The sequence below is a fragment of the Rhizobium sp. AC44/96 genome (genome assembly GCF_001692185.1).
Classification (GTDB): domain Bacteria; phylum Pseudomonadota; class Alphaproteobacteria; order Rhizobiales; family Rhizobiaceae; genus Rhizobium.
The window spans coordinates 668,176-694,084 of record NZ_LXKO01000001.1 but is presented as its reverse complement, the minus strand read 5'-3'; the positions used below and the strand labels follow the sequence as shown (position 1 = coordinate 694,084).

Genomic DNA, 25,909 nt, shown 5'->3' with positions numbered 1-25,909 from the left:
ATCATCAATGTATATCACATATCGCATGAATACAATTCAGTGGCTCGGATGGAGCCGATGACTGTGGGCGGCTCTAAGCCAGCATCCTCGTCACCTGAGCGACCTTGGCGGGAGCCACCGCGTCGGCGATGGTCGTGGAGAAAAGCACCTTGCGGGTGGCGTCGGCGACCTTGGCGAAGACGTGGCGGATTTCGCAGTTCTGCTCGCCGTCGCAATCATCGCATTTGCGATAGGCGGTGATCGACAGGCAGGGAAGCGGCGCGATCGGGCCGTCGATGATGCGAAGCACTTCGCCGAATGTGATCATGTCGGCGGGCTTCAGGAGCAGATAGCCGCCCTGCTTGCCGCGGCGACTGACCACGATACCCTGATGCTTGAGGTCCAGCAGGATCTGCTCGAGAAACTTCTTGGGTATCTTTTGCTGCGCCGCGATATCGGAAATCATCACAGGCTCGCCATTGTCGGCCTGGGCCAGCACGGTGAGCGCTCTCAGCGCGTATTTGGCTTTCTGCGTTATCATTCTGGACCGTCGACACACACAGGGCAGACCGATTCCCGACCCACCGAAATACTGACCATGTCTCTATTGCACTTCCAGCATGAACGGAATTTGAACAGAGAAGCGAAACGCCTGAGACATAAGGTTTTTTGGCCTTGTTTTTTGCCCTCGGCCAATGAATATGACCCTACGCTAAAATTTGGCTGCCGCGCCATCAATTCACATTTCCGGTTGACAGGCAACGTGTAACTCTACTAAATCAATAGACATTGAGGCGCGCAGACGATTTCCATCGTCGGCGCGGCTGCTTTTCTGCATTGCAGCGGCCGGGGAGAGATATTTGCTCCTTTCGCGCCCGCATTCGAAATGCCCGTTTCTGTCCGATCCCTTCCTGACCTGCGATACTCCGGCCAACATCAAGGACAGGATTCCCATGACTGTTGCCCATACAATCGAAGAAGCGGAAACGCTGAACGCGAAACTTGCTACCCTTAGCCTGGCAGAACGCCTGTCGTTCGTATCGGGTCTTGGCGGGCGCGTGGTCTTCACAACCTCTCTCGGCATCGAGGACCAGGTGATCACGGCGGAAATCGGCAACCATCGCCTGCCGATCGACGTGGTGACGCTGCAGACTGGCCGCCTTTTCCCCGAAACGCTCAACCTGATCGACGAGACGGAAAAGCAGTACGACATACACATCAACCGCTATGAGCCGGAACAGGCCGATATCGACGCCTATGCGGCCAAATACGGGCTGAACGGTTTCTATGAAAGCGTCGAAGCCAGACATGCCTGTTGTGGCGTGCGCAAGCTGAAGCCGCTTGCGCGAGCCCTGGCAGGGGCGACGATCTGGATCACCGGCCTGCGCCGTGGCCAGTCCACCAACCGCGCCGATACGCCGTTTGCCGAGTATGACGCGGAACGCCATCTCCTGAAGGTCAACCCGCTGGCCGACTGGGATATCGACGTGATCAAGGCCTACGTTGCCGACAACAGCGTGCCGATCAATCCGCTGCATGCGCGCGGCTATCCCTCGATCGGCTGCGAACCCTGCACCCGGGCCATCAAGCCGGGCGAGCCCGAACGGGCCGGCCGCTGGTGGTGGGAGCAGGACGAGAAGCGCGAATGCGGTCTGCATGTTGCCGAAGAGGCCTCGGCAATCCCCGCCCGACAGTAACCCGAAGTTCGGGACCGAAGCGCGGCTGTCGTCGCCGCTCCCCGAAGATCAAGCGAAATTGCGTTCCGGCTATCCGGCCTGGAACGACCGAAGTCTGGAGTAAGACATGCCCGATACCCGTCCGGATACGGAACTCAGCAATCCGCAGAGCACCAAGCCACCGCTCGATCCGCATCTGAAGGCGCTCGAAAACGAATCCATCCATATTTTCCGCGAAGTGGCGGCCGAGTTCGAGCGTCCCGTGATGCTCTACTCGATCGGCAAGGATAGCTCGGTGCTGCTGCATCTGGCGCGCAAGGCCTTCTATCCCGGCCGCGTGCCCTTCCCGCTGCTTCACGTCAACACCGGCTGGAAGTTTGCGGAAATGATCACCTTCCGCGACAAAATCGTGAAGGAATACGATCTCGACCTGATCGAGCACATCAATCCGCGCGGTGCGGCCGAAAACATCACGCCGTTCACCTATGGCTCGGCGCGTTACACCGACATCATGAAGACGGAAGCGCTGCGCAACGCGCTCGACGCCGGCAAGTTCGACGCGGCCTTCGGCGGCGCGCGCCGCGACGAGGAAGCCAGCCGCGCCAAGGAACGCATCTACTCCTTCCGCACGCCGGACCACGGCTGGGACCCGCGCAACCAGCGCCCCGAGCTCTGGAACATCTATAACGGCCAGATCCGCAGCGGCGAGAGTGTGCGCGCCTTCCCGCTGTCGAACTGGACCGAGGTCGACATCTGGCGCTACATCCAGGCGGAAAATATTCCGATCGTGCCGCTCTACTTCGCCGCCAAGCGCCCCTATGTCGAGCGCGACGGCATGATGATTTCGGCCTCCGATCCGCGCCTGGAACTGCTGCCCGGCGAGACGAAGCAGGAAGACTTCATCCGTTTCCGCACGCTCGGCTGCTTCCCGCTGACGGGCGCGATCAAGTCCACCGCCACGACGATGGACGACATCATCGCCGAACTTGAAATTGCCACTGTCTCCGAACGCCAGGGCCGCGCCATCGACCGCGACCAGTCCGGCTCCATGGAGAAAAAGAAGCGTGAAGGATATTTCTGAGATGACTGCAGCAGCAACAGCAAGCGCCATCGCCGCCCCCGCCGCCGAGCCCGCCCAGGCCGTGCGCGACACGCGACCGTTGCGCCTCATCACCTGCGGCAGCGTCGACGACGGAAAGTCCACGCTGATCGGTCGCCTGCTCTGGGATACCAAGGCAGTCAAGGAAGACCAGGCCGCGACGCTGCGCCGGGATTCGACCGGCAAGCAGAACGACCTCGGCCTGCCCGACTTCGCGCTGCTTCTCGACGGCCTGCAGGCCGAGCGCGAACAGGGCATCACCATCGACGTCGCGTATCGCTATTTCGCGACGGACAAGCGCTCGTTCATCGTTGCCGACACCCCCGGCCATGAGCAATACACGCGCAACATGGCAACCGGCGCTTCCACCGCCGATCTCGCCATCCTGCTGGTCGATGCCCGCGCCGGCATTCTCGAGCAGACGCGCCGTCACGCGACGATCGCCTCGCTGCTCGGCATCAAGCAGTTCGTGCTTGCGGTCAACAAGATCGACCTCACAAACTACGATCGCGCCGGTTTCGAGAAGATCGTTCACGAGTTCCGCGAATTCGCGCTGTCGCTGGGCGTCAAGCAGATCACCGCCATCCCGATGTCGGCGCTGAAGGGCGAGAACGTCGTTTATTCCGGCGAAGCCTCCATGCCGTGGTATGCCGGGCCGACGCTTGTCGAGACGCTGGAGCTTGCCACCGTGCGCTCGTCGCAGACGGTCGGCTTCCGCCTTTCCGTCCAGCGCGTGTCGCGCCCGGGCGAGAGCTTTCGTGGCTATCAGGGCACGGTTGCCGGCGGTTCGGTGAAGCCGGGCGACAGCGTCATGATCCTGCCGTCGGGCATGGTCGCCAACGTTTCCAAGATCGTCACCTTCGACCTCGTGCGCAACGCCGCCGTCGCCGGAGACGCGATCACGCTGGTGCTCGACCGCCAGGTGGACGTGGCGCGCGGCGACATGATCGTTTCGATCGACAGCCAGCCGCAGGTGGGCCTCTCTTTCGACGCCCAGATCGTCGCGCTACAGCCCGAGGGCATCGAGTCCGGCAAGCGCTACTGGCTGAAGAGCGGCAGCCGCCGCCAGCGCGTTCAGGTTCAACCTGTCGCGCAGCTGCAGCTGAAGACCGGCACATGGACCTCGGCCGAGACGCTCTACATGAACGCCATCGGCAAGGTGCACCTGACCTTCGACGAAGCGGCGATCTTCGACCCCTACGAGCAGAACCGCTCCTCGGGCGCCTTCATCCTGATCGATCCTGAGACCAACAATACGGTCGCCGGCGGCATGGTGACGGGCAAGCGCTCGGAGCTCGGTGGTATCCATAGCGGCGATGCCCGCGTGATCCTGTCGCTGCCGGCGGATCTTGCCGACCAGATCATGGCAAGCGAGCTCTTCGCCAAGCGCCGTGACGAGGCGGAAGTGCGCCGCATGACGGCCGCGCAGGCCGCCGATCTCTGGTCGAACGCCGCTAGCGATATCTAACGATAGGCTTGATCGTGGCCCGCTCCTATCGAGCGGGCCACGATTTCTACATGCTTGCCTGCACCCGATGCAGATTGGCATAGACCCCATCATTCGCCATGAGATCATCATGGGTGCCGTGCTCGACGATGCCGTCGCCCGTGAGGACCAGAATGCGATCGGCATGGCGAACGGTCGAGAGGCGATGAGCGATCACCAGTGTGGTTCTCCCCTCCGCCAAGCTAAGCAGCGCCCGCTGGACCGCACGCTCACTCTCATTATCCAGTGCGCTCGTCGCTTCGTCGAAGATCAGGATCGCCGGGTCCTTGAGGAAAACGCGGGCGATCGTGAGCCGTTGGCGCTGGCCGCCGGAGAGCTTGACGCCGCGTTGCCCGATATCGGTCTCGTAACCATCCGGCAGCGCCATGATGAAGTCATGTGCGTTCGCGGCAAGCGCGGCAGCCACCACCTCGGCATCCGTCGCATCCGGTCGTCCATAGCGCAGGTTTTCCGCTATCGTGCCGGCAAACAGATAGACATCCTGCTGAACGATGCCGATGTGGCGGCGCAGCGACGCCAGCGTCACGTCGCGTAGGTCGACGCCATCGATGCGGATCGTTCCTGCCTGGATGTCGTAGAAGCGTGGAATGAGCGCGCAAAGCGTGCTCTTTCCCACGCCCGAGGGCCCGACCAAGGCTACGAATTCGCCCGGCGCGATGGTGAGGGATACGTCGTCGAGCACGGTGGCGCCGTCCTCGGCATAGCCGAAGGTGACCTCGGAGAAGCGGATTTCGCCGTTCGGAACCGACAATGGCCGGGCTCCGGGGCGGTCCGTGATGTCGGGCGCGATCTCCAGTATCTCCATCGCCCTGACGAAACCGGTGTAGCCTTCCTGCCAAAGCCGCACGAAGTTGGCCAGCCGCCTCACCGGATCGACCAGCACCGCGACGCACAGCAGGAATGTCAGCAGGTCGGCGACCGAGAGTTCCGCCGTCAGGATACGGATGGCCCCTACTATGATGACAAGGATGGTGATGAGCTGCGCAAAGGTCTCCGTACCGACGGAGAACCAGGCCTCGCTGCGGTATCCGTCCGCACGACTCCTCAAAAAGCCCTGGTTGAGATCCGCGAAGCGCTCCTTCTCCCTCCCCTCGTTGGCAAAGGACTGGACGACACGAATGCCGGCCAAAGCATCCTCGACGCGCTCGTTGACGGCAGCAATCTGCTTTTTGCTGGCGTCAAGCGCGTGGTTCATGCGTCGATTGAAGTGCAACGCATAGGCGATCGCCAGCGGTGTGAGCAGAAGGATGATACCGGCCAGGGGCGGATCGATATAGAAGAGCACAATCATCGCGCCGCCGTATTTGAGCACGGCAATGGAGAGATCTTCGGGGCCATGATGGAAAAGCTCGCCCAACCATAGCGAATCGTTGGTGATACGGCTCATCAGCTGACCGGTGCGCTGTGTATCGTGGAAGCTGAACGAGAGCTTCTGGCAGTGCTCGAAGAGCTCCTGACGAACGGCCGCCTCGATCCGGGCGCCCATCACATGCCCCTGATAGTCGACAAAGAAGATGGCGACGCTCTGGACCGCGAGGATCACGAGCATGGCAGCCCCGATGACTAGGATCTCATTGAGGGCCTGCGGCGTGTCGGTAAGCGTCAGGAGATAGCGCGTGACGTAGTTGGCGCACAGCGGCAAAGCGATTGCGGTGCCGGCAACGAGGATTGCGCAAAACAGGTCCGCCAGCAGCAAAGGCAGGTGCGGCCGATAATAGGAGAGAAACTTGCGCCAGCGCGAGCGCCGGCGTTCGCGGTCGGCGTCGGTCTGGCGGGTCTGGAGGAACCGAAGAGAGGGTTTATGGCGTGGCGTGCTTTTCCTTGCACGCGAGAACCGAGAAATCATGAAGCGACATGTCCTTGTGGTGGATGTTTCCTTTCTGGTTGGACAGGATCGTTTTCATGTTGGTCTCCCGGAGCTTCAGCAATAGAAACCTGAGCATCGCAGACAAGTGCCGCCTTCTCAATATTGAAACGGGAGAAAGGCGAAGGATGTCATTTGCGGGCAACAGTGGGCGTTCCGTGCTGATGAGATGCCTGCTTCGACGAGCCGGTTGAGTTCCTACGACGGATCGGCTTGCCTTCCAGCGCATCGAGCTGGCGCCTCGTTTCACAGCAGGCATTGCCGACCAGCCAGCGGTTCTCGTGATCTCAGGCAGCAACGACCTTGTTGCCAATGGCCGCATCGAGGTGATCAAGCACATCGGAATCGACGCTGTCGCTGAATTTCCTGGCAAACAGCTTAGTTGATGCCAGCAGTTCGGGAACATCCGCACACTTCAATGTCGCGGGATATGGAGGAACCGGCCTGTCCCAGATCGCAAACCTCAGGTCATCGCCCACGATCCTGCCGGCGAACGGCGAATTGCTCAGTATGGTCTGGACAACGAATTCATCGGGAATGAACGTGCCGTGCAGAAAACGATCGAACTTGGGGCTCTTCTGATGGAATACGTCGATGTATTCGACCGCGGCTCTGGTTAGCGTCCACCACTGGCTGCCACCGTAAGCAACGAGGCCGTAGGGCATGCTCCGCGTTATCGGCGTGTTGTAAACGCGGCCACGAATGCGGAGGTGATATCGAAGCGCCCTGTCCGGTGCCTTATAGAGGCCACCCATCTCGGTCCACCGGTTCGGCTTTTCCATAGCAAAGCTCTCGATGAACTCGTTTCCTTTCGCGCGCGCAAGGAAATCCGCTATCTGTTCATTGGACTTGATAGGATAATCCGCGCCGGACAGCAAAGTCGCATAGTCAAATTCGACGCCACTTTCGATCGCTGCATTGATCAACGAAAACGTTGCGCGCGATATGCCCGGACTGGCCCATCGACTGCGGAAGCGAGGTACGAAGTACGTTTTCGCCCTACGCTTCATCGCGTCCCGCAATTCTTCGTAGAACCGGCCTGCGTTCGTGTCGACATGAATAAAGACTGGCGACTCCTCGGGAAGCGCCGAGATGAGCCGCGTCACTTGCTTCAAATTCGCATGCACCAAAAGCAGGTAGGCAACGATCACGAGGCCCTCCAGGGAAAGATGACATTCCACCTATTCTCCGGGCTGAGACCGCCCGTCACAACGGGAGAAAAAGTCGTAGCCTCCCTGTTCCTTTGGAGCACATGGGCCGCGCAGCCCTGACAAAGGTCTGCTCCGTGCGGTGCCGCGCGCCGATGCAAGACCTCGCCGTGGCGGTTACCACAAAGACATGTGGCGGTTGACATCCTTGTAGAGCAGGTAGCGGAAGCGGCCGGGACCGCCGGCGTAGCAGGCCTGCGGGCAGAAGGCGCGCAGCCACATGAAGTCGCCAGCCTCGACCTCGACCCAGTCGGAGTTCAGGCGATAGACCGCCTTGCCTTCCAGCACATAGAGGCCATGCTCCATGACGTGGGTTTCCATGAACGGGATCACGCCGCCGGGCTCCAGGGTGACGATGGTGACGTGCATGTCGTAGCGAAGATCGGCGGGATCGATGAAGCGGGTCGTCGCCCATGCATCATTGGTATCCGGCATGGACTGCGGCGGATTCTGCTCTTCATGCGTGAAGAGCGCGGGTGGCGGCTCCAGCCCTTCGACTTCTTGGAACGCCTTGCGGATCCAGTGAAACTTCACGGGCGCCCCGCTCTTGTTCCACAGCGTCCATTTCGAGCCTGCCGGCAGGAAGGCGAATGAACCGGGGCGCATCGGGTGGGTGGCACCTTCAAACTCGACTGTCATCTCGCCGTCGACCACGAAGAGGACGCCTTCGGCCCGCTTTTCCGGCTCCGGTCGATCGCTGCCGCCGCCCGGCTGCACTTCCATGATGTACTGCGAGAAGGTCTCGGAAAAACCGGTCATCGGGCGAGAGATCACCCAGGCGCGGGTGCCGGTCCAGTGCGGCAGAAAGCTGGTGACGATATCCGTCATCACCGTGCGGGGAATGACGGCATAGGCGGTCGTAAAAACGGCCTTGCTGGACAGTAGTTCGGTCTGCGGCGGCAGGCCACCCAAGCTGGAATAGAAGTTGCTCATCGATCCACTTTTCATGACACGGAGTTGCCTACCAGCTTTAGGCGCCGGATATGCGGCAGGCAACATCTAGATTGGCAAGACTCCTTTTCCCGTTCGGCAGGCAGAGGGGACAGCTCAAAAAAAAGAAACCCCGCACGCGGGGCGGGGCTTCTTCTCTTCGTCGCTAACGCCGTTTCAATAAGGCGATACGCACTGGGCCCGAACGCCGACGCTCGGCGCATAGGTGTTGTCGTATTCGCGGTACGTCTTGTAGCGGTTGTAGCACCACTGCACATGCGCGCTGCCATACGAATAGCTCGGCTGGGCATAGCTGGGCTGACTGGCGACCGCGCCACCGATGATCAGGCCGGTCCCGAAGGCAGCCAGCGGATACCACCACCCATCGTTGCCGCGACGATAGCCGTACCGATAGTCCCTGTAGCCACGATGCCCGTTGTACCAGCCGTTCTGCGGTGGCCGTGGCCTGTGCGAGTTGTGTGGCGGCGGCCTGCTCGGGCGATGCGAATTGTGTGGCGGAGGCCGGCTCGGCCGGTTTGCATGATGCGGCGGCGGGCGATTGGGTTTGCCGGCATGCGGAGGTCGTTTTGCCGGTTTGCAGTGCGGGCCGCTGCAGGTGCGCACCTGCTGTACGTCCCCATCCGTCACAGCACGAACGGCAACGGCTTCAGGCACGGGAAAGGCAGCTGCCGGCAGGGAATTTCCCACCGCCGTCAACACCGCCACAGCGACAATCGCCAATTTCCTCATTCAAAACCTCCAATGTTGATGCAGAGAATATGGACAACATGATTTCCAAAACCAGTGGTGGTATCAACATATTCTCATCGAGACCACAAGATCCCGTGTCAGAGCGCGCCGGAGAGCTACTGTCACTGAACGACGAGCTGCTTGGACAGCAGGCCGGAAGTCCCGAATGCATCAGCTTCCAGACGCCGGCGGCGCCAATACCTCGATCCCTTTCGGCGGATAAACATCAATGATTGTTGCGAAATCGTGATCGCACCGTGAGGCATCGCGGCCGCCATCAAAACCGAATCTCCCACCCCTCAATTCTAAGTGTGCCTTCCAAACCACGAGGCCCGGAAACTGTGGCGGACTCCAACCGCTGCTATTGCTTGGCGCCGTGACACGCGATAGCCGAGAGATTGATGCAACCATACGACGTGAAGCTCGACTGAGTCGCGGAGAATAGGATTGCCGGTTGCTTCAGTGTTTATGAGTGTTGGGAGAATTGAAATGAAGACGTTTTTATCCGCCGTTGCCATCGTTGCCGCCACTGCTGGGTCGGCACTGTCCGCGGATCTCACCGCCGACACGGCAGCGAAATCGGCGTTCGACTGGAGCGGCGGCTATGTGGGTCTGGATGCCGGTCACGCCTGGGGCGATTCGAAGGTAGACTTCGGCGGCTTTGCGCAGAGCAATCCGGATCCGGACGGCTGGCTCGGCGGCGCCTACATCGGCTACAATTTCCAGGCGCCAAATTCCTTCGTCATCGGCCTGGAGAGTGACATATCGGCCAGCAGCGCGGACGACCGGTCCGCATTCACAGTACCGGGTGTTGCGATTACAGGGGTAGACGGCCAGGTTGATGTCAACTGGACAGCGGCCTTTCGCGCCCGCGTCGGCTACGCCGTCGACCGCTTCCTGCCCTATGTCGCGGGTGGCGTTGCCATCGCGGATGTCGACACATCAATCGTGGTGCCGGGCCTCAGCCAAAAATTCAGTGACACCTTTGTCGGGTACACCGTCGGTGCCGGTGTCGAGTACGCTGTCACCGACAACATTATCGGTCGCTTCGAATACCGCTACACGGACTTCGGCAGCAAGACCAACACCATTGCCGGTGCGCCTGTCGGTATCGATACCGATCTGAGCACCAATGAGCTTCGGCTCGGCGTCAGCTTCAAGTTCTAAGTCCGCTACGCTCTCGCGCTGCAAGCCCCGTCATTTCGGCGGGGCTTTTCCTTGCCGGTCGCGCCTGCCGAAACCGCCATTTGCGCGCGCTCGGAACATCTCGTCTGGCGCCCAAATCTCCGGGCGCGACGTGACTGAAACATGAACATAGGCTTCATCGCCAATTCAGGCCAACTGGAACATTTTCGGATCCATGCAGTTGTCTAACTGATGGAGATGACAATGAAAAAGCTTCTTATCGGCGCAATCGTTGCGCTTGCTTCGCTGACCGCCACTGCTGCTCCCAGCCTTGCAGACGGCGTCTATTTTCAATTCGGAAGCCCCGGGTATCATGACGGATACTACGGCGATTATCCTCGCTACCGGCCGGCCTACCGCCGATATTATGAACCGGAGTATCCTCGCTACTATCGTGAGCAATACCCGCGGCACAAGGCATCCTGCAGAACACAGAACAAGCGATATTACAGCGAACACGCCAATCGCTGGGTCACGCGATCGACCCGAGTCTGCTACCGGTAGAATCTATGCGGGCGCTTTGGACACATTCGAGGCGCCCCTCTTTCGCTGGCATCCCGAACTGCCCCGACATCCTCAACTGCCCCGACATCCTCGCATGAAAGGTGCCACATCGACCTGAACATACGTTGTTCGGGCCACCTTCCCCAATCGCAGCTGCTGTGTTTTCAATCTGGCACTCTGAGTTGCCATGCGGGCACTCGCAATAAATCAAGCGAGCCGTCGACATGCGTCGTCCGCGGTCAAGGCTCGCTCATCGTTCTGCGACAGCTTCGGAGTTTCGGGTGTCAGTGAGACACGTGCTCCGGCTTACCCTTCCTCTTGGTAGAGGCGAAATCTTCCAGCTGCTTTTCGGTCATGGAATCGACCATTTCCCGAGACGCACCCTTCAGCTTGCTTTTCGGGGTTTCCCCGCGCTTGGCGGAAAGGGCTGCACCGGCTGCTCTTTGCTGGGCTTTGGACTTGGCTGGCATGTGACTGTCTCCTCTTTTGAAGTCAACTCCACAGCCGTGTCGATGTTCCGCCGCGACGAGCGGCAAATTCCCCAGCCCGCGTGCACGCAGCTGCGAACGGCTACCCGCGTAAGGTAAGAGCAGATTTTTCAGAGGTTCGGGAAATAATTGGACCACATCAAGTGGTCAGACTGGTCGGAGTGGAGTGATTCGAACACTCGACCCCCACGTCCCGAACGTGGTGCGCTACCAGACTGCGCTACACTCCGTGACCAGCGGCGCCTTCATAGACCGGCCCATCTTATTGCGCAAGCACCAAAATTCAAAAGCGGGCGCATTTTTTTACGCTGCCATGACAGGCGCCGAAGTGCGCTTGAGGTGGAGCAAAAAGCCACACCCCGGGCAAATTTTGCATTTGCGAACAGGAGCCGATTTTCTTTTGCCGGGTTACGCGCTAAAGGCCTGATCGGGACACGCAGAACCGCTGCGCAGACAGTGATTCCCGCATTGGATGCGCGCCATTTCAGGGACGATATGATGAAACTCCGCACCTTTGCCGCGGCCGGGCTTGCTATTGCGCTGGCCGGCTGCACGACCATTCCGACTGCCGCCGATCCGATCTCCAGCCGCTGGGTTGGCCAGTCGGCCGGCAAATTCTTTGCCGCCTTCGGCCCGCCGCTCACCGATGCCGACACGGGCAACGGTAACGTCTACACCTGGAAGGGCGGCTACAAGACGGTCACGGTTCCGGCGAAGTATGCCGATGGCGCCGACGGCAAGCGCGGCAAGCAGATCTCCCCGGCCCGCAAGCAGTACCTGCGCTGCCAGGCGGAAATCACGACGAATGCGGACTACACGATCCGCACCATCCGCGTTTCCGGCGACGTCCCTGGTGTCAACGGCCCATCCTATTGCGCCGAGTTCCTTGCGCCGGCACAGTCGTAAGCCAAAAGCACCTGACGACAAAAGGCGGCCTGAGGTCGCCTTTTTTCATTTAGGCCAATGCCCGGGCGTCGCCGTACCAGCCACTGCCCAATCGCTGACGCACGGCGAGCTAAGCTTTCGCGTGCAGTACTGAGCAATCGCTTGCAGCGACGAAATGGCGGCCTCGAAGGAGGTATGAGACCTCCTTATTAACAGCTTCCAATTCTTACTCGGATCACACATGCTGGGACCATTTCAGTCAAAATCGCTTGGTCTATGAACGCTCCAACGTCTCAAGAAACTTCAATCGAAGTAGCTTCGGCAGGCGGCAGCGCGTCGCCGTCCAACGCTTATGTCATCGCAGTTCCAGCTCCCGCCTACCGGCTCTCCGACAGCTCTTTTGCGATCGAAGGCGCCTTTTCTCATCACCTTAGAGAGCTCAGGGCGCAGCTCAGCGGACATGCCGACAAGGTGATACTGGTGGCACCAGAACTCAGCCGGGAAGATTTCGATAGTAACCCGTCGCTTGGCATCATCACCGCCGATGAAGGAATTGTGATGGTGCCCACATATCCGGCCAGTGCATCCGCCAAGGAGTTCTGGCTCCGGCATGTGCCTCGACTGGTGGGCGTTCTCAACCGAACCTTCGGCGAAGCGGTCGTCGTTCATTCGGGGTTGTCTCACGACACGTGGCGACCGATGTTACTGTTGGTGAATGTCATCGCGTGGCTCCGCAAGAAGCCCATATTGTTCGTCGTCGATATTGATTTCCGGCACAACAGCCTGCGGTTCCGGCAACTCGGGATCTGGAGCCGAAAGAACTATCTCACCAATCGGTTCGTGCACGATCCTCTACGTTGGTTTCAGGTCTGGCTGGCGGTCAGACTGTCAAAGCTTGTGCTCTTGAAGGGTCCCCAACTGGTGCGCGACTTCGGCGGCGGCCGGGCTCATGTAAAGAACTTCCTCGATACAGCGCACGCTGCGGAACAGGTTCTATCCGAAGGCGAATTGAACCAGCGCCTGGCGTGGCTTTCCGACAGTACCCAGCCGCTGCAACTGACCTACTTTGGTCGGTTGGTGTCTTACAAAGGCATAAACCTTGCCATTGAGGCCATCCGTCTGGCGCGTTCCAAAGGCAGAGACATCCGGTTGACGATCATAGGGGATGGTCCGGAGCTGTCTTCACTTCGCCGACAGGCGGATGATGCTGGACTGTCGGAGGCTGTGAGCTTCACCCCGGCCGTAAAATACGGTGAGCCACTGTTTCGCCTGCTGGCGAATTTTCATGCCTCTGTCGCGTGCCCGTTGGTGGAGGATACGCCTCGCTCGGCCTTCGATTCCATGGCGAGGGGATTGCCGATCGTGGCGTTCGATCTCGACTATTTCAAAGATCTCGCGGAGATGAGCGGCGCGGTAACCACCGCCGCCTGGCCGTCACCGGAGAAACTCGCAGATGCCTTCGTCGCACTCGACGCAGATAGAACCGCGCTGATGGAACAGACGCGCAAGGCAGTGGCCTTCGCGAAGGCCAATACGCAGCAGATCTGGATGGAAAGACGACAGGCTTGGCTGATGGAATATGTCTTGAACGACGCACCAGCGACCAACGGCGAACAATAGCAACAACATTGATGCTATCGACGGCCGTCGATAAGTCTCGGCTGAGTGAAGCTGGGCCATCAAGATGCAGCTGGATTTAGGTGGCTGGGGCGCCAGGATTCGAACCTGGGAATGCCGGTACCAAAAACCGGTGCCTTACCGCTTGGCGACGCCCCAACAGAGCTTGGCAGCGAAGGCCGCTTGCCAAATCGACGCCTGATTAGCAAAGCTCGCTTGCGGTCACAATCATTAAGTTTCGAGCGCGGCATATTTCTGTGCGCTTTCTTCGTCGCCATGTTAGGTGTTCGGACAGTGACTGCACACCCCGGAGTGACGATGAGCCAATACCGCGCCCGCCCGCCTGCCCTTGCGACCATCCTGCTCGACGACGCGGTGGTGCGGATCACGCGCTGGGATTTCGAGCCGGGCGCCGATACCGGCGTCCACACGCATGGAATGGGCTATGTCGTCGTGCCGATGACGGATTGTCGGTTCCTGCTCGAGGAAAAGGACGGCAGCCGCAGGGTGGACATCGCGAAAGGCGCCGCCTATCGGCGCGATGCCGGCATGGAACACAATGTCGTCAATGCAGGCGACGAACCCATGTCCTTCATCGAGATCGAATACAAATAAGTATTGCGACCTCACGGCCACATGGACGCGACATGCCGAACCCGGAATTCAACCTTGCCTTCGAACCCGCCTACGGGCAGCCCGTGGCCGTCGCCCCGCATGTCCAAAGAATCACCGCCAACAATCCCAGCCCCTTCACCTTTCACGGCACGAACAGCTATATCGTCGGTGACCGGTCGGTCGCGGTGATCGATCCCGGACCGGAGGACGACGACCATTTTCAGGCATTGCTCGCGGCGCTTGAGGGACGCGAGGTGACCCATATCCTCGTCAGCCACACGCATCGTGACCACTCTCCGCTGGCCAAGCGCCTGCAGGCTGCCACCGGAGCCCCGATCGTCGCGGAGGGGCCGCATCGGGCGGCACGCCTGCTGCATGAAGGCGAGGTCAATCCCTTCGCTGAAAGTTCCGACATCGATTTTCGGCCGGATCTCGCAATCTACGATGGCGAGACCATCGATGGCGATGGCTGGCACCTGACGGCCGTTCACACGCCCGGGCACACGGCAAACCACACGGCTTTCGCGCTGGCTGGAACCGGCGTCCTGTTTTGCGCCGATCACGTCATGGCCTGGGCAACCTCGATTGTCGCTCCGCCGGATGGCTCGATGACGGATTATATGAAGTCCCTCGACAAGCTTATCGAGCGGCATGATCGCCTGCTGCTTCCGGGGCATGGCGGCCCGGTCAAGAAACCGGTGTCATTCATGCGCGCACTGAAGACCCATCGGCGCATGCGAGAACGCGCCGTGCTCGGGCGGATCCGTGCTGGCGATAGCTCCATTCTCGATATGGTGAAGGTGATCTACCGGGATACCGATCCGCGCCTGCATGGCGCCGCTGCCCTCTCCGTGCTTGCCCATATCGAGGACCTGATCGAGCGCGGCGAAGTCACGACCGACGGCCCCCCTCACCTGCTCGGCCGATACAGACCGACGGCCCGGAGGTAACCCATGCCGGCAGATTACAGCTATCGCGAGGATGCCGCCGTTCCGGCGTTTGCGGACGACAACCCACTGATCGTCTTCGACGGGGAATGCGTATTCTGCTCGGCTTGGGTTCAATTCGCGCTCAAGCATGACAAGGCCGGGCGGTATCGCTTCCTGGCAGCACAGTCGCCGCTGGGTGCCGCGCTTTACCGCCACTACGGGCTGGATGACCGCGACTATGAAACCAATATCCTGATCGAAAACGGCCAGGCGTTCTTCAAGTCGGACGGATCGATCCGGATGATTGCCGGACTCGGCAGCCCTTGGTCTGCTGTGCGGATCTTTCGCCTCCTGCCGCGCAAGCTGCGGGATAGCCTTTATGAGTTCGTGGCGCGGAACCGGTTCCTTGGATAATCATGAGCCGGTAGGCTAGCTGCCCGCGATGCCGAGCAGTTCGGAATCGAGCGCCTTCAGGTAGTTCTCCGCAATGTCGGCGCTGAAGCCGAGATCATACGGGCCGTAACGGGAGGCAACGCGAACATCGACGAATGTGGTCTCGGCCTCCTCGCGCAGACGGATGATGATGTCGAAGCGCAGGCCGAGGACGAGAGTTCGCGTCTCGCCCTGCAGGGTCACGCCGTTGGCGCGGCGGATGAGCTGGGCGACGTCATCGTCATAGGGACGTGGCGTCGGCACGGGCACGGCCTCCGGCGCGTCGGCCACGGCGCCGTCCTCCGCCTGCGGCTTGACCGGCTTGTCCTCAGGATCCCGCGACGGTTCGCTGTCACCCTCGGCGTGGGTAATCCGGATGCCACTTTGCTTGGCAACCTTTTTCACCGCCTCGAGCACGCGATCGATGGCGCCGTCATAGCGGCGACCGGTGAGTTCCGGATAGGCCTCGAGTTGCTTTTCGCGATCGTCAGCCGTGATATCGGAACGCGGCAGCCAGATCTGATCGGCCTTGGGCGGCTTCAGCCACTCGGGCTCGGACACCAGATCGGTCGAGACGTCGTAGATTGCCGGCAGCGCGAAATAGCGTTCAAGCGCAAGCCCACCAAGCACCAGGGGCAGCGCCGCGAAGATCAGCGCCTTCATGGCATCCTGCCCGCCTTCGGCTCCTGTCAGCCACAGGCTTCGCAGCCCGGTAAAGGCCAGGAACGTTGCCAGCAGCGCCAGACCGGCGGAGACGAGCAGAATCAGTACGAGATAAGGCGTCGCAAGGCCGACGAAGCGATGGCCGACCAGGCCTGCCAGGCAAAGTACCAGCGCAAATGCCCCGAAGCGCCGCGAAAAGCGGGCGGCACTGGAAACGGGGCGGTCGAAACGGATTGCCATCAAACTTACCGGTTACTCGCAAGCGGCGCGTCCCGCATGAACACGCAAATCGCCCATGACTCTGTTTAGTGCAAGATTCGCTTAAATTGAAACGGTTGTCTCGAAAGAGCGCCCGCAATCCACGGCGAAGACGACGATGGCATGCTTGAGCATTTTCTGATATTCCCTATCTGTCGCAGTGTGGCGACCTCCGCTTGGCAGGACAAACAGGAGAAGAGCAATGATTGCACCAGAGCTCGCAGCGGACACGCAGGCGCCGATGCTAGGCCCTATCGATCCCGGCGACGCTTTCTTGCCCATGGAACTTCTCGAGCTGGAGCTTTCGCTCGAGACCTACAACGGCGACGCGGACTTCTGCGAAGCTGTGCGGGTTGCGTCTACCCGGGCCGGCGGCGAATTTCTCTTCGACCTTCCGGCCGACGGGCTGATGGACAATTGCAAGAGAATTGCTGTTCTGCGCATCCCCTCAGCCGAGGCAGGGACGCGGATCGTTCTTGCCGTGCTCGATCAGAATGGAACGGAAATCCGTATCGAGGCGCCCCCGCCGGAAAGCGGCAACCTCGTGCAGTTTGCCGAGGCGTTCATCACCGTTCTCGAGCGGTTCTGATTCAATCGCGGCCGGCTGCGGCCTCTGCCAGGCTCCGGAACGGGAACTTGCGCCCGCATTCGCATTTGATCACGCAGGTTTCCTGGTGGTTCGATGCGCGCTGGATGAACAGGCCGCGCGGCAGATGATCGACGGTGAAGCCCGGATGCTTGCGCTTGGGGTCGTCGATTTCCGACGCTTCGGCAAAACCGCTGTTGCCGCATTGCGGGCAGGTCAGCTTTTTCGAGAATCGATCACGTAATGCCATGCATGCCTTCCACTCGTGCGAAGCAGCCTTCTTACAGGCGATCGGCCGGAGGTGAAAGCAGGAACCAAGCTTTGTATGCAGCGTTTTAGGTGAAACCACGCGGTCGAGACGGGCCCCGTCTTTGGCGGTTGACGAGCGCAGCTGTATGGCTTCATCTAAGTTCCACGGGTTCACAACTTCGAAGACATGACAATGCGCAAGCTCACCCTCTTTTTCGCCCTTGCCACGACTGCAATCGGCTTGGCTGCCTGTCAGACGATGACGCCGGAGGAACGCCGTGCCGCCGACGAACGGCAGTGCATGAGCTACGGCTTCAAGCGCGGCACAGACGGCTTTGCCGCATGCCTACAGCGGATCGACCTCGATCGCCGCGCCCAGGCCCGCTACAACAGCGACATGGTCATGATGGATATGTCCTACGGTATCGGCGGCCCCTATTACGGCGGGCCGTACTACTATCGCCATCATCACTGATTGTTGCGCAGCACTGCCTGCGCGGCCGCCAGTCTCGCGATCGGCACGCGGAACGGCGAGCACGACACATAGTCGAGCCCGATTTCTTCGCAGAAGTGGATCGATGCCGGATCGCCGCCATGTTCGCCGCAGATGCCGAGCTTCATGTCGTTGCGCGTGCGCCTGCCACGCTCGGCCGCGATGCGGATCAATTCGCCGACCCCGTCGAAATCCAGCGAGATGAAGGGGTCGTGCTCGATAATGCCCTTGCGCTGATAGGTCGGGATGAATGCCGAGGCATCGTCACGTGAGATGCCAAACGTCGTCTGCGTCAGATCGTTCGTTCCGAAGGAGAAGAACTCGGCCGCTTCGGCGATGACGTGGGCGCGCAAAGCCGCGCGCGGCAGCTCGATCATCGTACCGACCAGGTAGTCGATACGCATGCCCGCTTCCGTCATGACATCCCGGGCAATCGCATCGATGCGCTCCTTGACGTAGTCGAGCTCGGAGCGGAGACCGACAAGCGGCACCATGATTTCGGGAACCACGGCCGCGCCCGTCTCGTGGGCGGCAGCGACAGCAGCTTCGAAGATCGCGCGCGCCTGCATCTCGACAATCTCGGGATAGGAGATGGCAAGACGGCAGCCGCGATGACCCAGCATGGGGTTGAATTCGTGCAGGGCATCGACACGCTGGCGCAACGCGGCGGGCTCCATGCCCATGGCCGCCGCGACATCGGCGATTTCCTCATCGGTATTCGGCAGGAACTCGTGCAACGGCGGATCGAGCAAGCGGATCGTGACCGGCAATCCGTGCATGACGTTGAAGAGACCGGTGAAATCGAGCCGCTGGATCGGCAACAGTTGGTCCAGCGCGGCGCGGCGCCCCTTCTCGTCCTCGGCCAGGATCATCTCGCGCATGACATGGATGCGCTCGCCTTCGAAGAACATATGCTCGGTGCGGCAGAGGCCGATGCCTTCGGCTCCGAACGAGCGGGCAGCGCGTGCATCCGCCGGCGTATCGGCGTTCGTGCGCACGGTCATCCGGCGCGCCCCATCGGCCCACCGCATGATGCGCCCGAAATCACCGGAAAGCTCCGGCTGCACCATCTGCACTTCACCCTTGAGAACCTGCCCGGCCGAGCCGTCGATGGTGATGACATCGCCTTTCTTGAGCGTCACGCCGACGCCGATCACGCGCTCGTTGCGGGCATCGATACGCATCGTGCCGGCGCCGACGACACAAGGGATCCCCATGCCGCGAGCGACCACGGCCGCGTGACTGGTCATACCGCCGCGGGTCGTCAGGATGCCTTCTGCGGCATGCATGCCATGAATATCCTCGGGGCTTGTCTCGACCCTGAGCAGGATGACCTTGCGGCCTTCCTCCGAGGCAGCCACCGCTTCCTCTGCCGTAAACACGATTTCGCCTGTCGCCGCACCCGGCGAGGCCGGCAAACCCGTGCCGATCACTTCGCGCGCCACCCGCGGATCGATCGTCGGATGCAGCAGCTGGTCGAGCGACGAGGGCTCGATGCGCAGAACGGCTTCAGCCTCGCTGATCACCTTCTCATCCACCATGTCGACGGCGATCTTCATCGCCGCGCGGGTCGAGCGCTTGCCGGCGCGCGTCTGCAGCATCCAGAGCTTTCCGCGCTCGATGGTGAACTCGATATCCTGCATGTCGCGGTAGTGCGATTCCAGCTGGCCGCAGATGCGCGACAATTCCTTGAACGCCTCCGGCATCAGCTTTTCCATCGACGGCCGGTCGGAACCAGAGCTGATGCGCCCGTCTTCGGTGATGCTCTGTGGCGTGCGGATACCGGCAACGACATCCTCGCCCTGCGCGTTCACAAGGAATTCGCCATAGAGTGTCTTTTCGCCGGTCGACGGGTTGCGGGTAAAAGCGACACCAGTCGCGGACGCGTTGCCCAGATTGCCGAAAACCATTGCCTGGATGTTGACCGCCGTTCCCCACATCTCCGGGATGTTGTGCAGGTGGCGGTAGGTCACGGCCCGCGCGCTCATCCAGCTCGAGAAGACGGCGCCAACGGCACCCCACAGCTGGATCTCTGGATCCTGGGGAAACTCCTCGCCCAGTTCCTCTTCTATGATGCCCTTGTAGAGCGAGACGACGTGCTGCCACTCGGCGGCGCTCAATTCCGTATCGAACTCATGGCCGAGACGGGCTTTTTCATCTTCGAGGATTTCCTCAAAGACATCGTTGTCCAGCCCCATGACGACATCGGCATACATCTGGATGAAGCGGCGATAGCTGTCCCAGGCAAAGCGCGCATCGCCGGCATCGTGGCCAAGCGCCTGAACCGTATCGTCGTTCAGGCCGAGGTTCAAAACGGTATCCATCATTCCGGGCATCGATACCCGCGCGCCGGAACGGACCGACAGCAGCAAGGGCTTCTGGCCGGCGCCGAAGCGCCGCCCGGTAATGGCTTCGATGCCCGCAATGCCAACGCGGACCTGCTCCTTGAGCGCTTCGGCAATCCGCCGCCCGTCCTTGTAATAGGCAGCGCAGGCGTCGGCGATGATGGTAAGGCCAGGGGGAACAGGCAGGCCAAGGCTGCACATCTCGGCAAGGTTCGCCCCCTTGCCTCCGAGTCGCTCGCGATCAACGGCACGCCCCTCCGCCCTACCGTCGCCGAATGTGTAGACCCACTTGGTCATCTTCCCCCCGAACACCAAATCAGAAAACAACTTAATCCGTTGGTGCTCAAATGAAAATCGACAAATACGGCCGAAATGTTGCAGCGCACAAAATTGGCTCAAATGTGTGTCGATTTGTCGGAGAGAGCGAGAGAACAATAAAGCTTTGCGGGACTGCAACAAAGTCCCGCAAAGCCTTATTTCCGTCCAGCCAGGAAAACCGGACGGGGGGTTCCTAGATGTGCCAGCGGGGCGCGGAGAGCCGCATTGCCCCCGCAGCACATTCATACCGCGATACGTGCTGGCTTGTGAGCCGGTATCTTGGTCGGTGCATGCAGTAATCTCTAATACAAGATTGGTAGGAAGACATCACACTATTGGGTGAGAATGCCTGCCGCATCTGACTTTTTTTGGGGTTTTCTCCCAAAAGGCTCAGGCGATCTCGCGCAGCTGCTCCGCAGTCTGCAGATCGACCGATACGAGCTGAGACACGCCCTGCTCCGCCATTGTCACGCCGAACAGCCTGTTCATGCGCGCCATGGTGATGGGATTGTGCGTGATGATGACGAAGCGCGTCTCGGTCGAGGCCGCCATCTCGTCCATCAGGTTGCAATACCGCTCGACGTTGTGGTCGTCGAGCGGGGCGTCCACTTCGTCGAGAACACAGATCGGCGCCGGATTGGTGAGAAACACCGCAAAAATCAGCGCCATGGCAGTCAGCGCCTGCTCGCCGCCCGAAAGCAGCGTCATCGTCTGCGGCTTCTTGCCGGGTGGGCGGGCCAGGATTTCCAGGCCGGCCTCCAGCGGATCATCGGACTCGATCAGCTGCAGCTCGGCCGTACCGCCGCCGAAAAGATGGGTGAAAAGGCGCTGGAATTGGCCGTTCACCACATCGAATGCGGCGATCAGACGCTCACGCCCTTCGCGATTGAGGCTCTGGATGGCGCCGCGCAGCTTGCGGATCGCGTCGATCACATCGTCACGTTCCTTGATCAGCGCCTCGAGCTTTTCGCTGAGTTCCTTCTGTTCTTCCTCGGCGCGCAGGTTGACGGCGCCGAGACGCTCGCGCTCCATCTTCAGGCGCTCCAGCTCACGCTCCACCTCGCGCAGATCCGGAACCGCCTGCATGGCCTCCAGACCGGCCAGGCGCAGGGCCTCGTGCGGCGCGACGTTCAACACCTCGCGAATACGCGCTTCGCCCTCCTGCCGCTTTTCGCGCGCGGAGACGAGACGCTCTTCGGCGCGGCCGCGGCGCTCGCGGCTTTCGGCGAGTTCGGACAGCGCGGTCGCCGCCCTGTGATCGGCATCACGCTGCACGAGTTCGGCTTCGGCAAGCACATCCGCAGCGCGGCGGCGGGCGTCGTCGGCCTTTTGCAGTTCGTTGAGAAGCGCGCGGCGCTTGTCGTCGAACTCATCGGGCGCCATTTCCAGCTCGGCTGCTTCTTCCCGCGCTTCTTCCTCGCGATCGCGAAGCGTCGAGATATGGTCTTCGGCACTGGCTGCGCGCTGGCGCCAGGTGTCACGCTCCTGGGCGATGGCAACGAGGCGGCGCTGGCGCGCTTCGTTTTCGCGGTTCAGGCTTTCGTGGCGAGCGCGCGTTTCGGCAAGGGCGCCACGATCGGTCGCGACTTCGGCCTGCTGCAAGCGCAGTCGGTCGTCGATACCAGTCAGGTCGGGCGCATCTTCAAGTTCGATGCGGGCGTTTTCCTCCTGAACGGAGATATCCTCCAGCTGGGACTGCAGCTGGCTTACGGCCTCGGCGACAACATCACGCCGACGGATCAGATCGCCCGAGGCGCGTTCGGCGGCTGCAAGCGCCTCGCGCGCTTCCGCAAGCTGTCGCGCCGACAGGCGGCTTACGTCGCGCGCATCGGCCAGGCGACGCTCCTCGCCACGGATCGCCTCGGCGGCGGCGGCAAGCTGCTCCTCTGCTTCGACGAGCACATCGCGGGCAAGCGCTGCTTCGCTTTCCAGCTCGGCAAGGCGGTTCTTCTGCGCAAGCCGCAAGGCGGCGGCATTCGGCGCATCCGCGCCTGTGACGTGACCGTCCCAGCGATAGACAGCACCCTCTTTCGTCACCAACCGCTGGCCGGGCTTGAGGGCAGGCATCAGCTTCGGGCCATCCGCATCGGCAATCAGGCCGATCTGCTTCAAGCGGCGGGTCAGGGCCGCAGGGGCGCGAACGTGGCTGAGGAGCGGCGTAACACCATCCGGCAATACAGGGTCAGCCGAACCATTGCCGTTCCCAGACCAATGCGCAGGCGCCTTTGGATCGAGCGGCGATTCCAGATCATCGCCGAGCGCTGCGCCGAGCGCCGTTTCAAAACCACGGTCGACCCGCAGATCTTCGGCAACCGGCGCGAACTCGCCTGCAGCGGCTCCCGCCGCCAGCATCCGCGAAATCGTGCGGGCTTCGGTCTCGACCGCGTTCAATTTCGACCGCGCCTGCTCGACCGACGGGCGCGACAGCAATTCCGTCTGGCGGGCCGCCGCGAGCGCCTGTTCGATCGCTTGGATACCAGCCTCCGCCTCGGCAAGGGCGCCCTCGCCGGCCTCGACGATCGCGCGCTTTTCATCCGGATCCGGCAGGGTAGCGATCTTTTCCGCGACAGCGGACAGCTCCCGGCCCGCTTCATCCATCTGGCGCTCGAGACGCATCTTGCGGTCCGCGAGGTCTCGGATGGCGCGTTCAAGCTGGTTGCGCCCGGCGGCCGCTTCTGCGCGCTCCGCGGTCAGCGCCGTGAAGACGCGCTCGCTGTCGGCAAGCTTGATCGCTGCCTCTTCGAAAGCCTCGCGCGTTTCTTCGGCATAGCGGCCAGAGTCAGCCAGAATCTCGGTGATGTCGGCCTCTTCGGCGTCGAGCTTCGCCAGGATCGCCGCATTGTCGGCCACGAGCCGTTCCTCGCGGCGGATGTCCTCGCCAAGCTGGGCAAGCCGGCGCGTCAGCTCATCGCGGCGGCGCAGGATGCGGTTCGCGTCTTCTTCCAGCTGCGTCTTGGCGATCTGCAGGCGCTGCAACGCCGCCGCGGCCCGTGCCTCGTCCTCGCGCAATTCCGGAAGCTTGAGGCTGGCGATCCCTTGTGTCTTTGCCGCTTCCATCTGGATCTGCGCCTTTTCGGCAACGATCGAGGTGGCTTGGTTGAGCGCGCTGTCGGCCTCGGCCTCGGCCTCCTTGGCCTGTACCCAGCGGATATGCAGGAGCATCGCTTCGCGCGCGCGAATATCGGCGGACAGCGTCTTGAAGCGGTTGGCCTGACGCGCCTGGCGCTTCAGGCTTTCGATCTGGCTTTCGAGCTGCGAGGTCACGTCATCGAGGCGCTCGAGGTTGGTCTCGGCGGCGCGGAGCCGCAACTCAGCCTCATGGCGGCGCGAATGCAGGCCGGAGATGCCGGCTGCCTCTTCGAGCAGCTGGCGGCGGGCCTGCGGTTTGGCGGAGATCAGCTCGCCGATGCGGCCCTGCCCCACCATGGACGGCGAGCGGGCGCCGGTGGATGCATCGGCAAACAGTAGCTGCACATCCTTGGCGCGGCTTTCCTTGCCGTTGATGCGATAGATCGAGCCCTGCTCGCGCTCGATGCGGCGGGTGACCTGGATCTCGTCGCTGTCGTTGAAGGCGGCCGGCGCGGTACGCTCGGCATTGTCGAGATAGAGGGCGACTTCGGCCGTGTTGCGGGCCGGACGATTGCCAGACCCCGAGAAGATGACGTCGTCCATGCCGGACGCGCGCATGTTCTTGTAGGAGTTTTCGCCCATGACCCAGCGGAGCGCTTCGACAAGGTTCGACTTGCCACAGCCGTTCGGGCCGACGACGCCGGTCAGTCCGCGCTCGATGATGAATTCGGTGGGCTCGACGAAGGACTTGAAGCCGACGACGCGAAGCTTGTTGAACTTCATGCGGCCGCCTCATGGAGGGCGCAACAAAAAACGGGCGCACGGCTTCCGCCGTCGCCCGTCCATTGGAAACGGCTCAGCTCAGAGCAGGCTGTCGATAAGGGCCGACATGGTGTCAACCGTCATGTCTCCAGAGTAGCGCTTCCCGTTGATGAGGAAAGTCGGCGTGGCGTTGACGCCGAATTCCTTGGAACCCCGTTCCCGCGTCGCGTTCACTTCATCCAGCAGCTTCTGGTTCGTCAAGCACTTCGTGAAGCTATCCTCAGTAAATCCAGCGAGTTTCGACATCTGGAGGAGTGCGCCACGGCCATCGTCGGCGGCAGCCCAGGTCTGCTGCTGCTTGAACAGCATGGCGACCATCGGGAAATACTGCTCGGCGGTGCTCAGATCTTCCGGCTTCGACGGGTTGCAGCGCGCGAGCATGAAAGCAGCGGCGGCGCGCGGGTCGAAGGGGAATTCGCGGATGATGAAGCGAACCTTGCCGGTGTCGACGTACTTCTTCTTGATTTCGTCGAAGGTCGTCGTGTGGAAGTGCGCGCAGTGCGGGCAGGTCATCGACATGTATTCGACGATGGTGACCTTAGCGTCTTCCTTGCCCAGCGCCATTTCCGGCAGACCGCCCGGCTTCAGCACGGCAGCCATATCAACGTCGCCATCGGGCTGCGGCACTTCGGCTGCGGCATGCGCGGTGCTGAACACCGCCAGGCTCGCCGTCGCGGCAGCCACGCCGCCCAGGAGCTGGCGTTTCGTCAGTTGCATTTCGGACATTGGCATCAAGTTCCCCATAAATGAGAGTGGCGGCTGTGAGTGCGATATAACGGCGCGAAGCCGCGAACAAGGCTCGCTTCACTAACTTTCTTCAAAGAATTGTGACCTAGATGGGACGACTGGATTAAATCTCGGACAGAATTGGCGAACTGCAATACTTCCGGTGCACTAACGTCCCTTTTTTCCGAGCACTGCTGTGCCGAGACGCTTTACCGCTTCGCGCAGCTTGTCGCCTTCGATCCCCTCCATCATGTCCTCCAGCTTTCTCGCGGCCTCGCCCTTCAAGGGCGGCGGCGGGCGAAAGCGTTTCGTCGCCTGCGAGACCGGTTTCTGGACGATGCGGATCTGATGCACGGCGGAAAAGCCGAAGAAGCTGTTGATGCGCTGGATGAGTTCGCCCTGGGCATGGGTGAGGAAGAGCGCGCGGGCGCCTTCGCAGGCGATGGTCAGGACACCGGGGCGAAAGCTGCCGTCGTCACTGCCTCTCGCCCAGGCGATTTTCTCTGGCCGGGTGCAATCTGCGAAATCCTCGCCGGCGATCTCGTCCCATGAGCCAAGCAGCGCGGTGTTGATGCCGGCGCGTTTGGCGAGCACGGGGTCGATCAGGCCGTTGGCCAGTTCGGAGATCTGTTTTTCACCTTTGCGTGGATAACTCATCGAAACCTTCATATGCCGCCGCTGTTTAGCGCCGCTGCCTTGATCGGGCGGCATT

The 25,909-nt window shown here is 61.3% G+C and carries 24 protein-coding genes and 2 tRNA genes; 12 read left to right on the top strand and 14 right to left on the bottom strand.

Translation table 11 applies throughout. The features are described 5' to 3' along the window. Nucleotides 1-73: 73 nt before the first annotated feature. Entirely contained in the window at nt 74-520 is a 447-nt protein-coding gene (locus tag A6U87_RS03350; RefSeq protein ID WP_065689788.1) for an Rrf2 family transcriptional regulator, read from the bottom strand. 412 nt (nt 521-932) lie between these two features. Between A6U87_RS03350 and A6U87_RS03345 the strand changes: the two genes are divergently transcribed. The 3 genes from A6U87_RS03345 (at nt 933) to cysN (ending at nt 4,222) form a co-directional block, all read left to right on the top strand. Then, nucleotides 933-1,676, top strand: a complete 744-nt coding sequence (locus A6U87_RS03345; protein ID WP_065690247.1) for a phosphoadenylyl-sulfate reductase — start codon at nt 933-935, stop codon at nt 1,674-1,676. A 106-nt stretch (nt 1,677-1,782) separates the two neighbouring features. After that, nucleotides 1,783-2,736 (top strand): sulfate adenylyltransferase subunit CysD, encoded by a 954-nt coding sequence (cysD, locus tag A6U87_RS03340; protein WP_065689787.1) that lies wholly within the window; start codon nt 1,783-1,785, stop codon nt 2,734-2,736. Nucleotide 2,737: 1 nt separating this feature from the next. Continuing rightward, nucleotides 2,738-4,222, top strand: coding sequence for a sulfate adenylyltransferase subunit CysN (gene cysN, locus A6U87_RS03335; protein ID WP_065689786.1), 1,485 nt, complete (start codon nt 2,738-2,740; stop codon nt 4,220-4,222). 46 nt (nt 4,223-4,268) lie between these two features. Here the strand turns inward: cysN and A6U87_RS03330 are convergent, their stop codons facing one another. The 4 genes from A6U87_RS03330 to A6U87_RS03315 form a co-directional block, all read right to left on the bottom strand. Beyond that, a complete protein-coding gene (locus A6U87_RS03330) occupies nt 4,269-6,107 on the bottom strand; it encodes an ABC transporter ATP-binding protein (RefSeq protein ID WP_065689785.1) in 1,839 nt (612 codons plus the stop codon). 305 nt (nt 6,108-6,412) lie between these two features. Beyond that, nucleotides 6,413-7,306: a beta-1,6-N-acetylglucosaminyltransferase gene (locus A6U87_RS03325; protein ID WP_083199257.1), complete on the bottom strand. Its 894-nt coding sequence runs from the start codon at nt 7,304-7,306 to the stop codon at nt 6,413-6,415. Nucleotides 7,307-7,450: 144 nt separating this feature from the next. After that, nucleotides 7,451-8,266 carry a bifunctional allantoicase/(S)-ureidoglycine aminohydrolase gene (locus A6U87_RS03320; RefSeq protein ID WP_065689784.1) on the bottom strand — a complete coding sequence of 272 codons (816 nt, stop codon included), beginning with the start codon at nt 8,264-8,266 and terminating at the stop codon, nt 7,451-7,453. 174 nt (nt 8,267-8,440) lie between these two features. Next, entirely contained in the window at nt 8,441-9,013 is a 573-nt protein-coding gene (locus A6U87_RS03315; protein ID WP_065689783.1) for a BA14K family protein, read from the bottom strand. 489 nt (nt 9,014-9,502) lie between these two features. Between A6U87_RS03315 and A6U87_RS03310 the strand changes: the two genes are divergently transcribed. Together A6U87_RS03310 and A6U87_RS03305 are read left to right on the top strand one after the other, a co-directional pair. Then, the gene (locus tag A6U87_RS03310) at nt 9,503-10,180 is read left to right on the top strand and encodes an outer membrane protein (protein WP_158007253.1); all 678 of its coding nucleotides are present in this window, start codon (nt 9,503-9,505) and stop codon (nt 10,178-10,180) included. Nucleotides 10,181-10,402: 222 nt separating this feature from the next. Next, complete coding sequence (locus A6U87_RS03305; protein WP_065689782.1) at nt 10,403-10,702, top strand: hypothetical protein; 300 nt, start codon at nt 10,403-10,405, stop codon at nt 10,700-10,702. Nucleotides 10,703-10,986: 284 nt separating this feature from the next. On the opposite strand, the gene A6U87_RS03300 is transcribed toward A6U87_RS03305, so the two are convergent. Together A6U87_RS03300 and A6U87_RS03295 are read right to left on the bottom strand one after the other, a co-directional pair. After that, nucleotides 10,987-11,172: a DUF3008 family protein gene (locus A6U87_RS03300; RefSeq protein ID WP_065689781.1), complete on the bottom strand. Its 186-nt coding sequence runs from the start codon at nt 11,170-11,172 to the stop codon at nt 10,987-10,989. A 171-nt stretch (nt 11,173-11,343) separates the two neighbouring features. Continuing rightward, nucleotides 11,344-11,420: transfer RNA gene (locus tag A6U87_RS03295), tRNA-Pro, on the bottom strand. A gap of 268 nt (nt 11,421-11,688) precedes the next feature. On the opposite strand from A6U87_RS03295, the gene A6U87_RS03290 reads away from it, so the two are divergent. Then, nucleotides 11,689-12,096 carry a hypothetical protein gene (locus A6U87_RS03290; RefSeq protein ID WP_065690244.1) on the top strand — a complete coding sequence of 136 codons (408 nt, stop codon included), beginning with the start codon at nt 11,689-11,691 and terminating at the stop codon, nt 12,094-12,096. Between the two features lie 255 nt (nt 12,097-12,351). Continuing rightward, on the top strand, nt 12,352-13,695 hold the full coding sequence (locus A6U87_RS03285) for a glycosyltransferase (RefSeq protein ID WP_065689780.1): 1,344 nt from the start codon (nt 12,352-12,354) through the stop codon (nt 13,693-13,695). Between the two features lie 81 nt (nt 13,696-13,776). Here the strand turns inward: A6U87_RS03285 and A6U87_RS03280 are convergent. Beyond that, nucleotides 13,777-13,851: transfer RNA gene (locus A6U87_RS03280), tRNA-Gln, on the bottom strand. A 159-nt stretch (nt 13,852-14,010) separates the two neighbouring features. Here A6U87_RS03280 and A6U87_RS29865 point away from each other — a divergent pair. The 3 genes from A6U87_RS29865 to A6U87_RS03265 are packed head-to-tail and all read left to right on the top strand — an operon-like array spanning nt 14,011 to nt 15,650. Continuing rightward, a complete protein-coding gene (locus A6U87_RS29865) occupies nt 14,011-14,307 on the top strand; it encodes a cupin domain-containing protein (RefSeq protein WP_065689779.1) in 297 nt (98 codons plus the stop codon). Nucleotides 14,308-14,339: 32 nt separating this feature from the next. Continuing rightward, nucleotides 14,340-15,257 (top strand): MBL fold metallo-hydrolase, encoded by a 918-nt coding sequence (locus tag A6U87_RS03270; RefSeq protein WP_065689778.1) that lies wholly within the window; start codon nt 14,340-14,342, stop codon nt 15,255-15,257. Between the two features lie 3 nt (nt 15,258-15,260). Then, nucleotides 15,261-15,650 (top strand): thiol-disulfide oxidoreductase DCC family protein, encoded by a 390-nt coding sequence (locus tag A6U87_RS03265; protein ID WP_065689777.1) that lies wholly within the window; start codon nt 15,261-15,263, stop codon nt 15,648-15,650. A gap of 15 nt (nt 15,651-15,665) precedes the next feature. On the opposite strand, the gene A6U87_RS03260 is transcribed toward A6U87_RS03265, so the two are convergent. Continuing rightward, nucleotides 15,666-16,571: a DUF1499 domain-containing protein gene (locus tag A6U87_RS03260; RefSeq protein ID WP_065689776.1), complete on the bottom strand. Its 906-nt coding sequence runs from the start codon at nt 16,569-16,571 to the stop codon at nt 15,666-15,668. A 220-nt stretch (nt 16,572-16,791) separates the two neighbouring features. Between A6U87_RS03260 and A6U87_RS03255 the strand changes: the two genes are divergently transcribed. Then, nucleotides 16,792-17,178: a hypothetical protein gene (locus A6U87_RS03255; RefSeq protein WP_065689775.1), complete on the top strand. Its 387-nt coding sequence runs from the start codon at nt 16,792-16,794 to the stop codon at nt 17,176-17,178. A gap of 1 nt (nt 17,179) precedes the next feature. Here the strand turns inward: A6U87_RS03255 and A6U87_RS03250 are convergent, their stop codons facing one another. Next, entirely contained in the window at nt 17,180-17,425 is a 246-nt protein-coding gene (locus A6U87_RS03250; protein WP_065689774.1) for a hypothetical protein, read from the bottom strand. Nucleotides 17,426-17,617: 192 nt separating this feature from the next. Between A6U87_RS03250 and A6U87_RS03245 the strand changes: the two genes are divergently transcribed. After that, nucleotides 17,618-17,899 (top strand): hypothetical protein, encoded by a 282-nt coding sequence (locus A6U87_RS03245; protein WP_065689773.1) that lies wholly within the window; start codon nt 17,618-17,620, stop codon nt 17,897-17,899. On the opposite strand, the gene ppdK is transcribed toward A6U87_RS03245, so the two are convergent. From ppdK to A6U87_RS03225, 4 genes are all read right to left on the bottom strand, one after another. Then, on the bottom strand, nt 17,893-20,559 hold the full coding sequence (gene ppdK / locus A6U87_RS03240; RefSeq protein ID WP_065690243.1) for a pyruvate, phosphate dikinase: 2,667 nt from the start codon (nt 20,557-20,559) through the stop codon (nt 17,893-17,895). The genes A6U87_RS03245 and ppdK overlap by 7 nt on opposite strands. A gap of 411 nt (nt 20,560-20,970) precedes the next feature. Beyond that, the gene (locus A6U87_RS03235) at nt 20,971-24,432 is read right to left on the bottom strand and encodes a chromosome segregation SMC family protein (protein ID WP_065689772.1); all 3,462 of its coding nucleotides are present in this window, start codon (nt 24,430-24,432) and stop codon (nt 20,971-20,973) included. A gap of 78 nt (nt 24,433-24,510) precedes the next feature. Beyond that, entirely contained in the window at nt 24,511-25,203 is a 693-nt protein-coding gene (locus A6U87_RS03230) for a DsbA family protein (RefSeq protein ID WP_065689771.1), read from the bottom strand. Nucleotides 25,204-25,365: 162 nt separating this feature from the next. After that, complete coding sequence (locus tag A6U87_RS03225) at nt 25,366-25,854, bottom strand: DUF721 domain-containing protein (RefSeq protein WP_065690242.1); 489 nt, start codon at nt 25,852-25,854, stop codon at nt 25,366-25,368. Between the last annotated feature and the right edge of the window lie 55 nt (nt 25,855-25,909).

Excerpts from the sequence above, each read along its gene's own strand:
- A6U87_RS03350 (WP_065689788.1), bottom strand. The coding sequence starts at position 520 with ATGATAACGCAGAAAGCCAAATACGCGCTGAGAGCGCTCACCGTGCTG.
- A6U87_RS03345 (WP_065690247.1), top strand. The coding sequence starts at position 933 with ATGACTGTTGCCCATACAATCGAAGAAGCGGAAACGCTGAACGCGAAA.
- cysD (WP_065689787.1), top strand. The coding sequence starts at position 1,783 with ATGCCCGATACCCGTCCGGATACGGAACTCAGCAATCCGCAGAGCACC.
- cysN (WP_065689786.1), top strand. The coding sequence starts at position 2,738 with ATGACTGCAGCAGCAACAGCAAGCGCCATCGCCGCCCCCGCCGCCGAG.
- A6U87_RS03330 (WP_065689785.1), bottom strand. The coding sequence starts at position 6,107 with ATGATTTCTCGGTTCTCGCGTGCAAGGAAAAGCACGCCACGCCATAAA.
- A6U87_RS03320 (WP_065689784.1), bottom strand. The coding sequence starts at position 8,266 with ATGAGCAACTTCTATTCCAGCTTGGGTGGCCTGCCGCCGCAGACCGAA.
- A6U87_RS03315 (WP_065689783.1), bottom strand. The coding sequence starts at position 9,013 with ATGAGGAAATTGGCGATTGTCGCTGTGGCGGTGTTGACGGCGGTGGGA.
- A6U87_RS03310 (WP_158007253.1), top strand. The coding sequence starts at position 9,503 with ATGAAGACGTTTTTATCCGCCGTTGCCATCGTTGCCGCCACTGCTGGG.
- A6U87_RS03305 (WP_065689782.1), top strand. The coding sequence starts at position 10,403 with ATGAAAAAGCTTCTTATCGGCGCAATCGTTGCGCTTGCTTCGCTGACC.
- A6U87_RS03300 (WP_065689781.1), bottom strand. The coding sequence starts at position 11,172 with ATGCCAGCCAAGTCCAAAGCCCAGCAAAGAGCAGCCGGTGCAGCCCTT.
- A6U87_RS03290 (WP_065690244.1), top strand. The coding sequence starts at position 11,689 with ATGAAACTCCGCACCTTTGCCGCGGCCGGGCTTGCTATTGCGCTGGCC.
- A6U87_RS03285 (WP_065689780.1), top strand. The coding sequence starts at position 12,352 with ATGAACGCTCCAACGTCTCAAGAAACTTCAATCGAAGTAGCTTCGGCA.
- A6U87_RS29865 (WP_065689779.1), top strand. The coding sequence starts at position 14,011 with ATGAGCCAATACCGCGCCCGCCCGCCTGCCCTTGCGACCATCCTGCTC.
- A6U87_RS03270 (WP_065689778.1), top strand. The coding sequence starts at position 14,340 with ATGCCGAACCCGGAATTCAACCTTGCCTTCGAACCCGCCTACGGGCAG.
- A6U87_RS03265 (WP_065689777.1), top strand. The coding sequence starts at position 15,261 with ATGCCGGCAGATTACAGCTATCGCGAGGATGCCGCCGTTCCGGCGTTT.
- A6U87_RS03260 (WP_065689776.1), bottom strand. The coding sequence starts at position 16,571 with ATGGCAATCCGTTTCGACCGCCCCGTTTCCAGTGCCGCCCGCTTTTCG.
- A6U87_RS03255 (WP_065689775.1), top strand. The coding sequence starts at position 16,792 with ATGATTGCACCAGAGCTCGCAGCGGACACGCAGGCGCCGATGCTAGGC.
- A6U87_RS03250 (WP_065689774.1), bottom strand. The coding sequence starts at position 17,425 with ATGGCATTACGTGATCGATTCTCGAAAAAGCTGACCTGCCCGCAATGC.
- A6U87_RS03245 (WP_065689773.1), top strand. The coding sequence starts at position 17,618 with ATGCGCAAGCTCACCCTCTTTTTCGCCCTTGCCACGACTGCAATCGGC.
- ppdK (WP_065690243.1), bottom strand. The coding sequence starts at position 20,559 with ATGACCAAGTGGGTCTACACATTCGGCGACGGTAGGGCGGAGGGGCGT.
- A6U87_RS03235 (WP_065689772.1), bottom strand. The coding sequence starts at position 24,432 with ATGAAGTTCAACAAGCTTCGCGTCGTCGGCTTCAAGTCCTTCGTCGAG.
- A6U87_RS03230 (WP_065689771.1), bottom strand. The coding sequence starts at position 25,203 with ATGCCAATGTCCGAAATGCAACTGACGAAACGCCAGCTCCTGGGCGGC.
- A6U87_RS03225 (WP_065690242.1), bottom strand. The coding sequence starts at position 25,854 with ATGAGTTATCCACGCAAAGGTGAAAAACAGATCTCCGAACTGGCCAAC.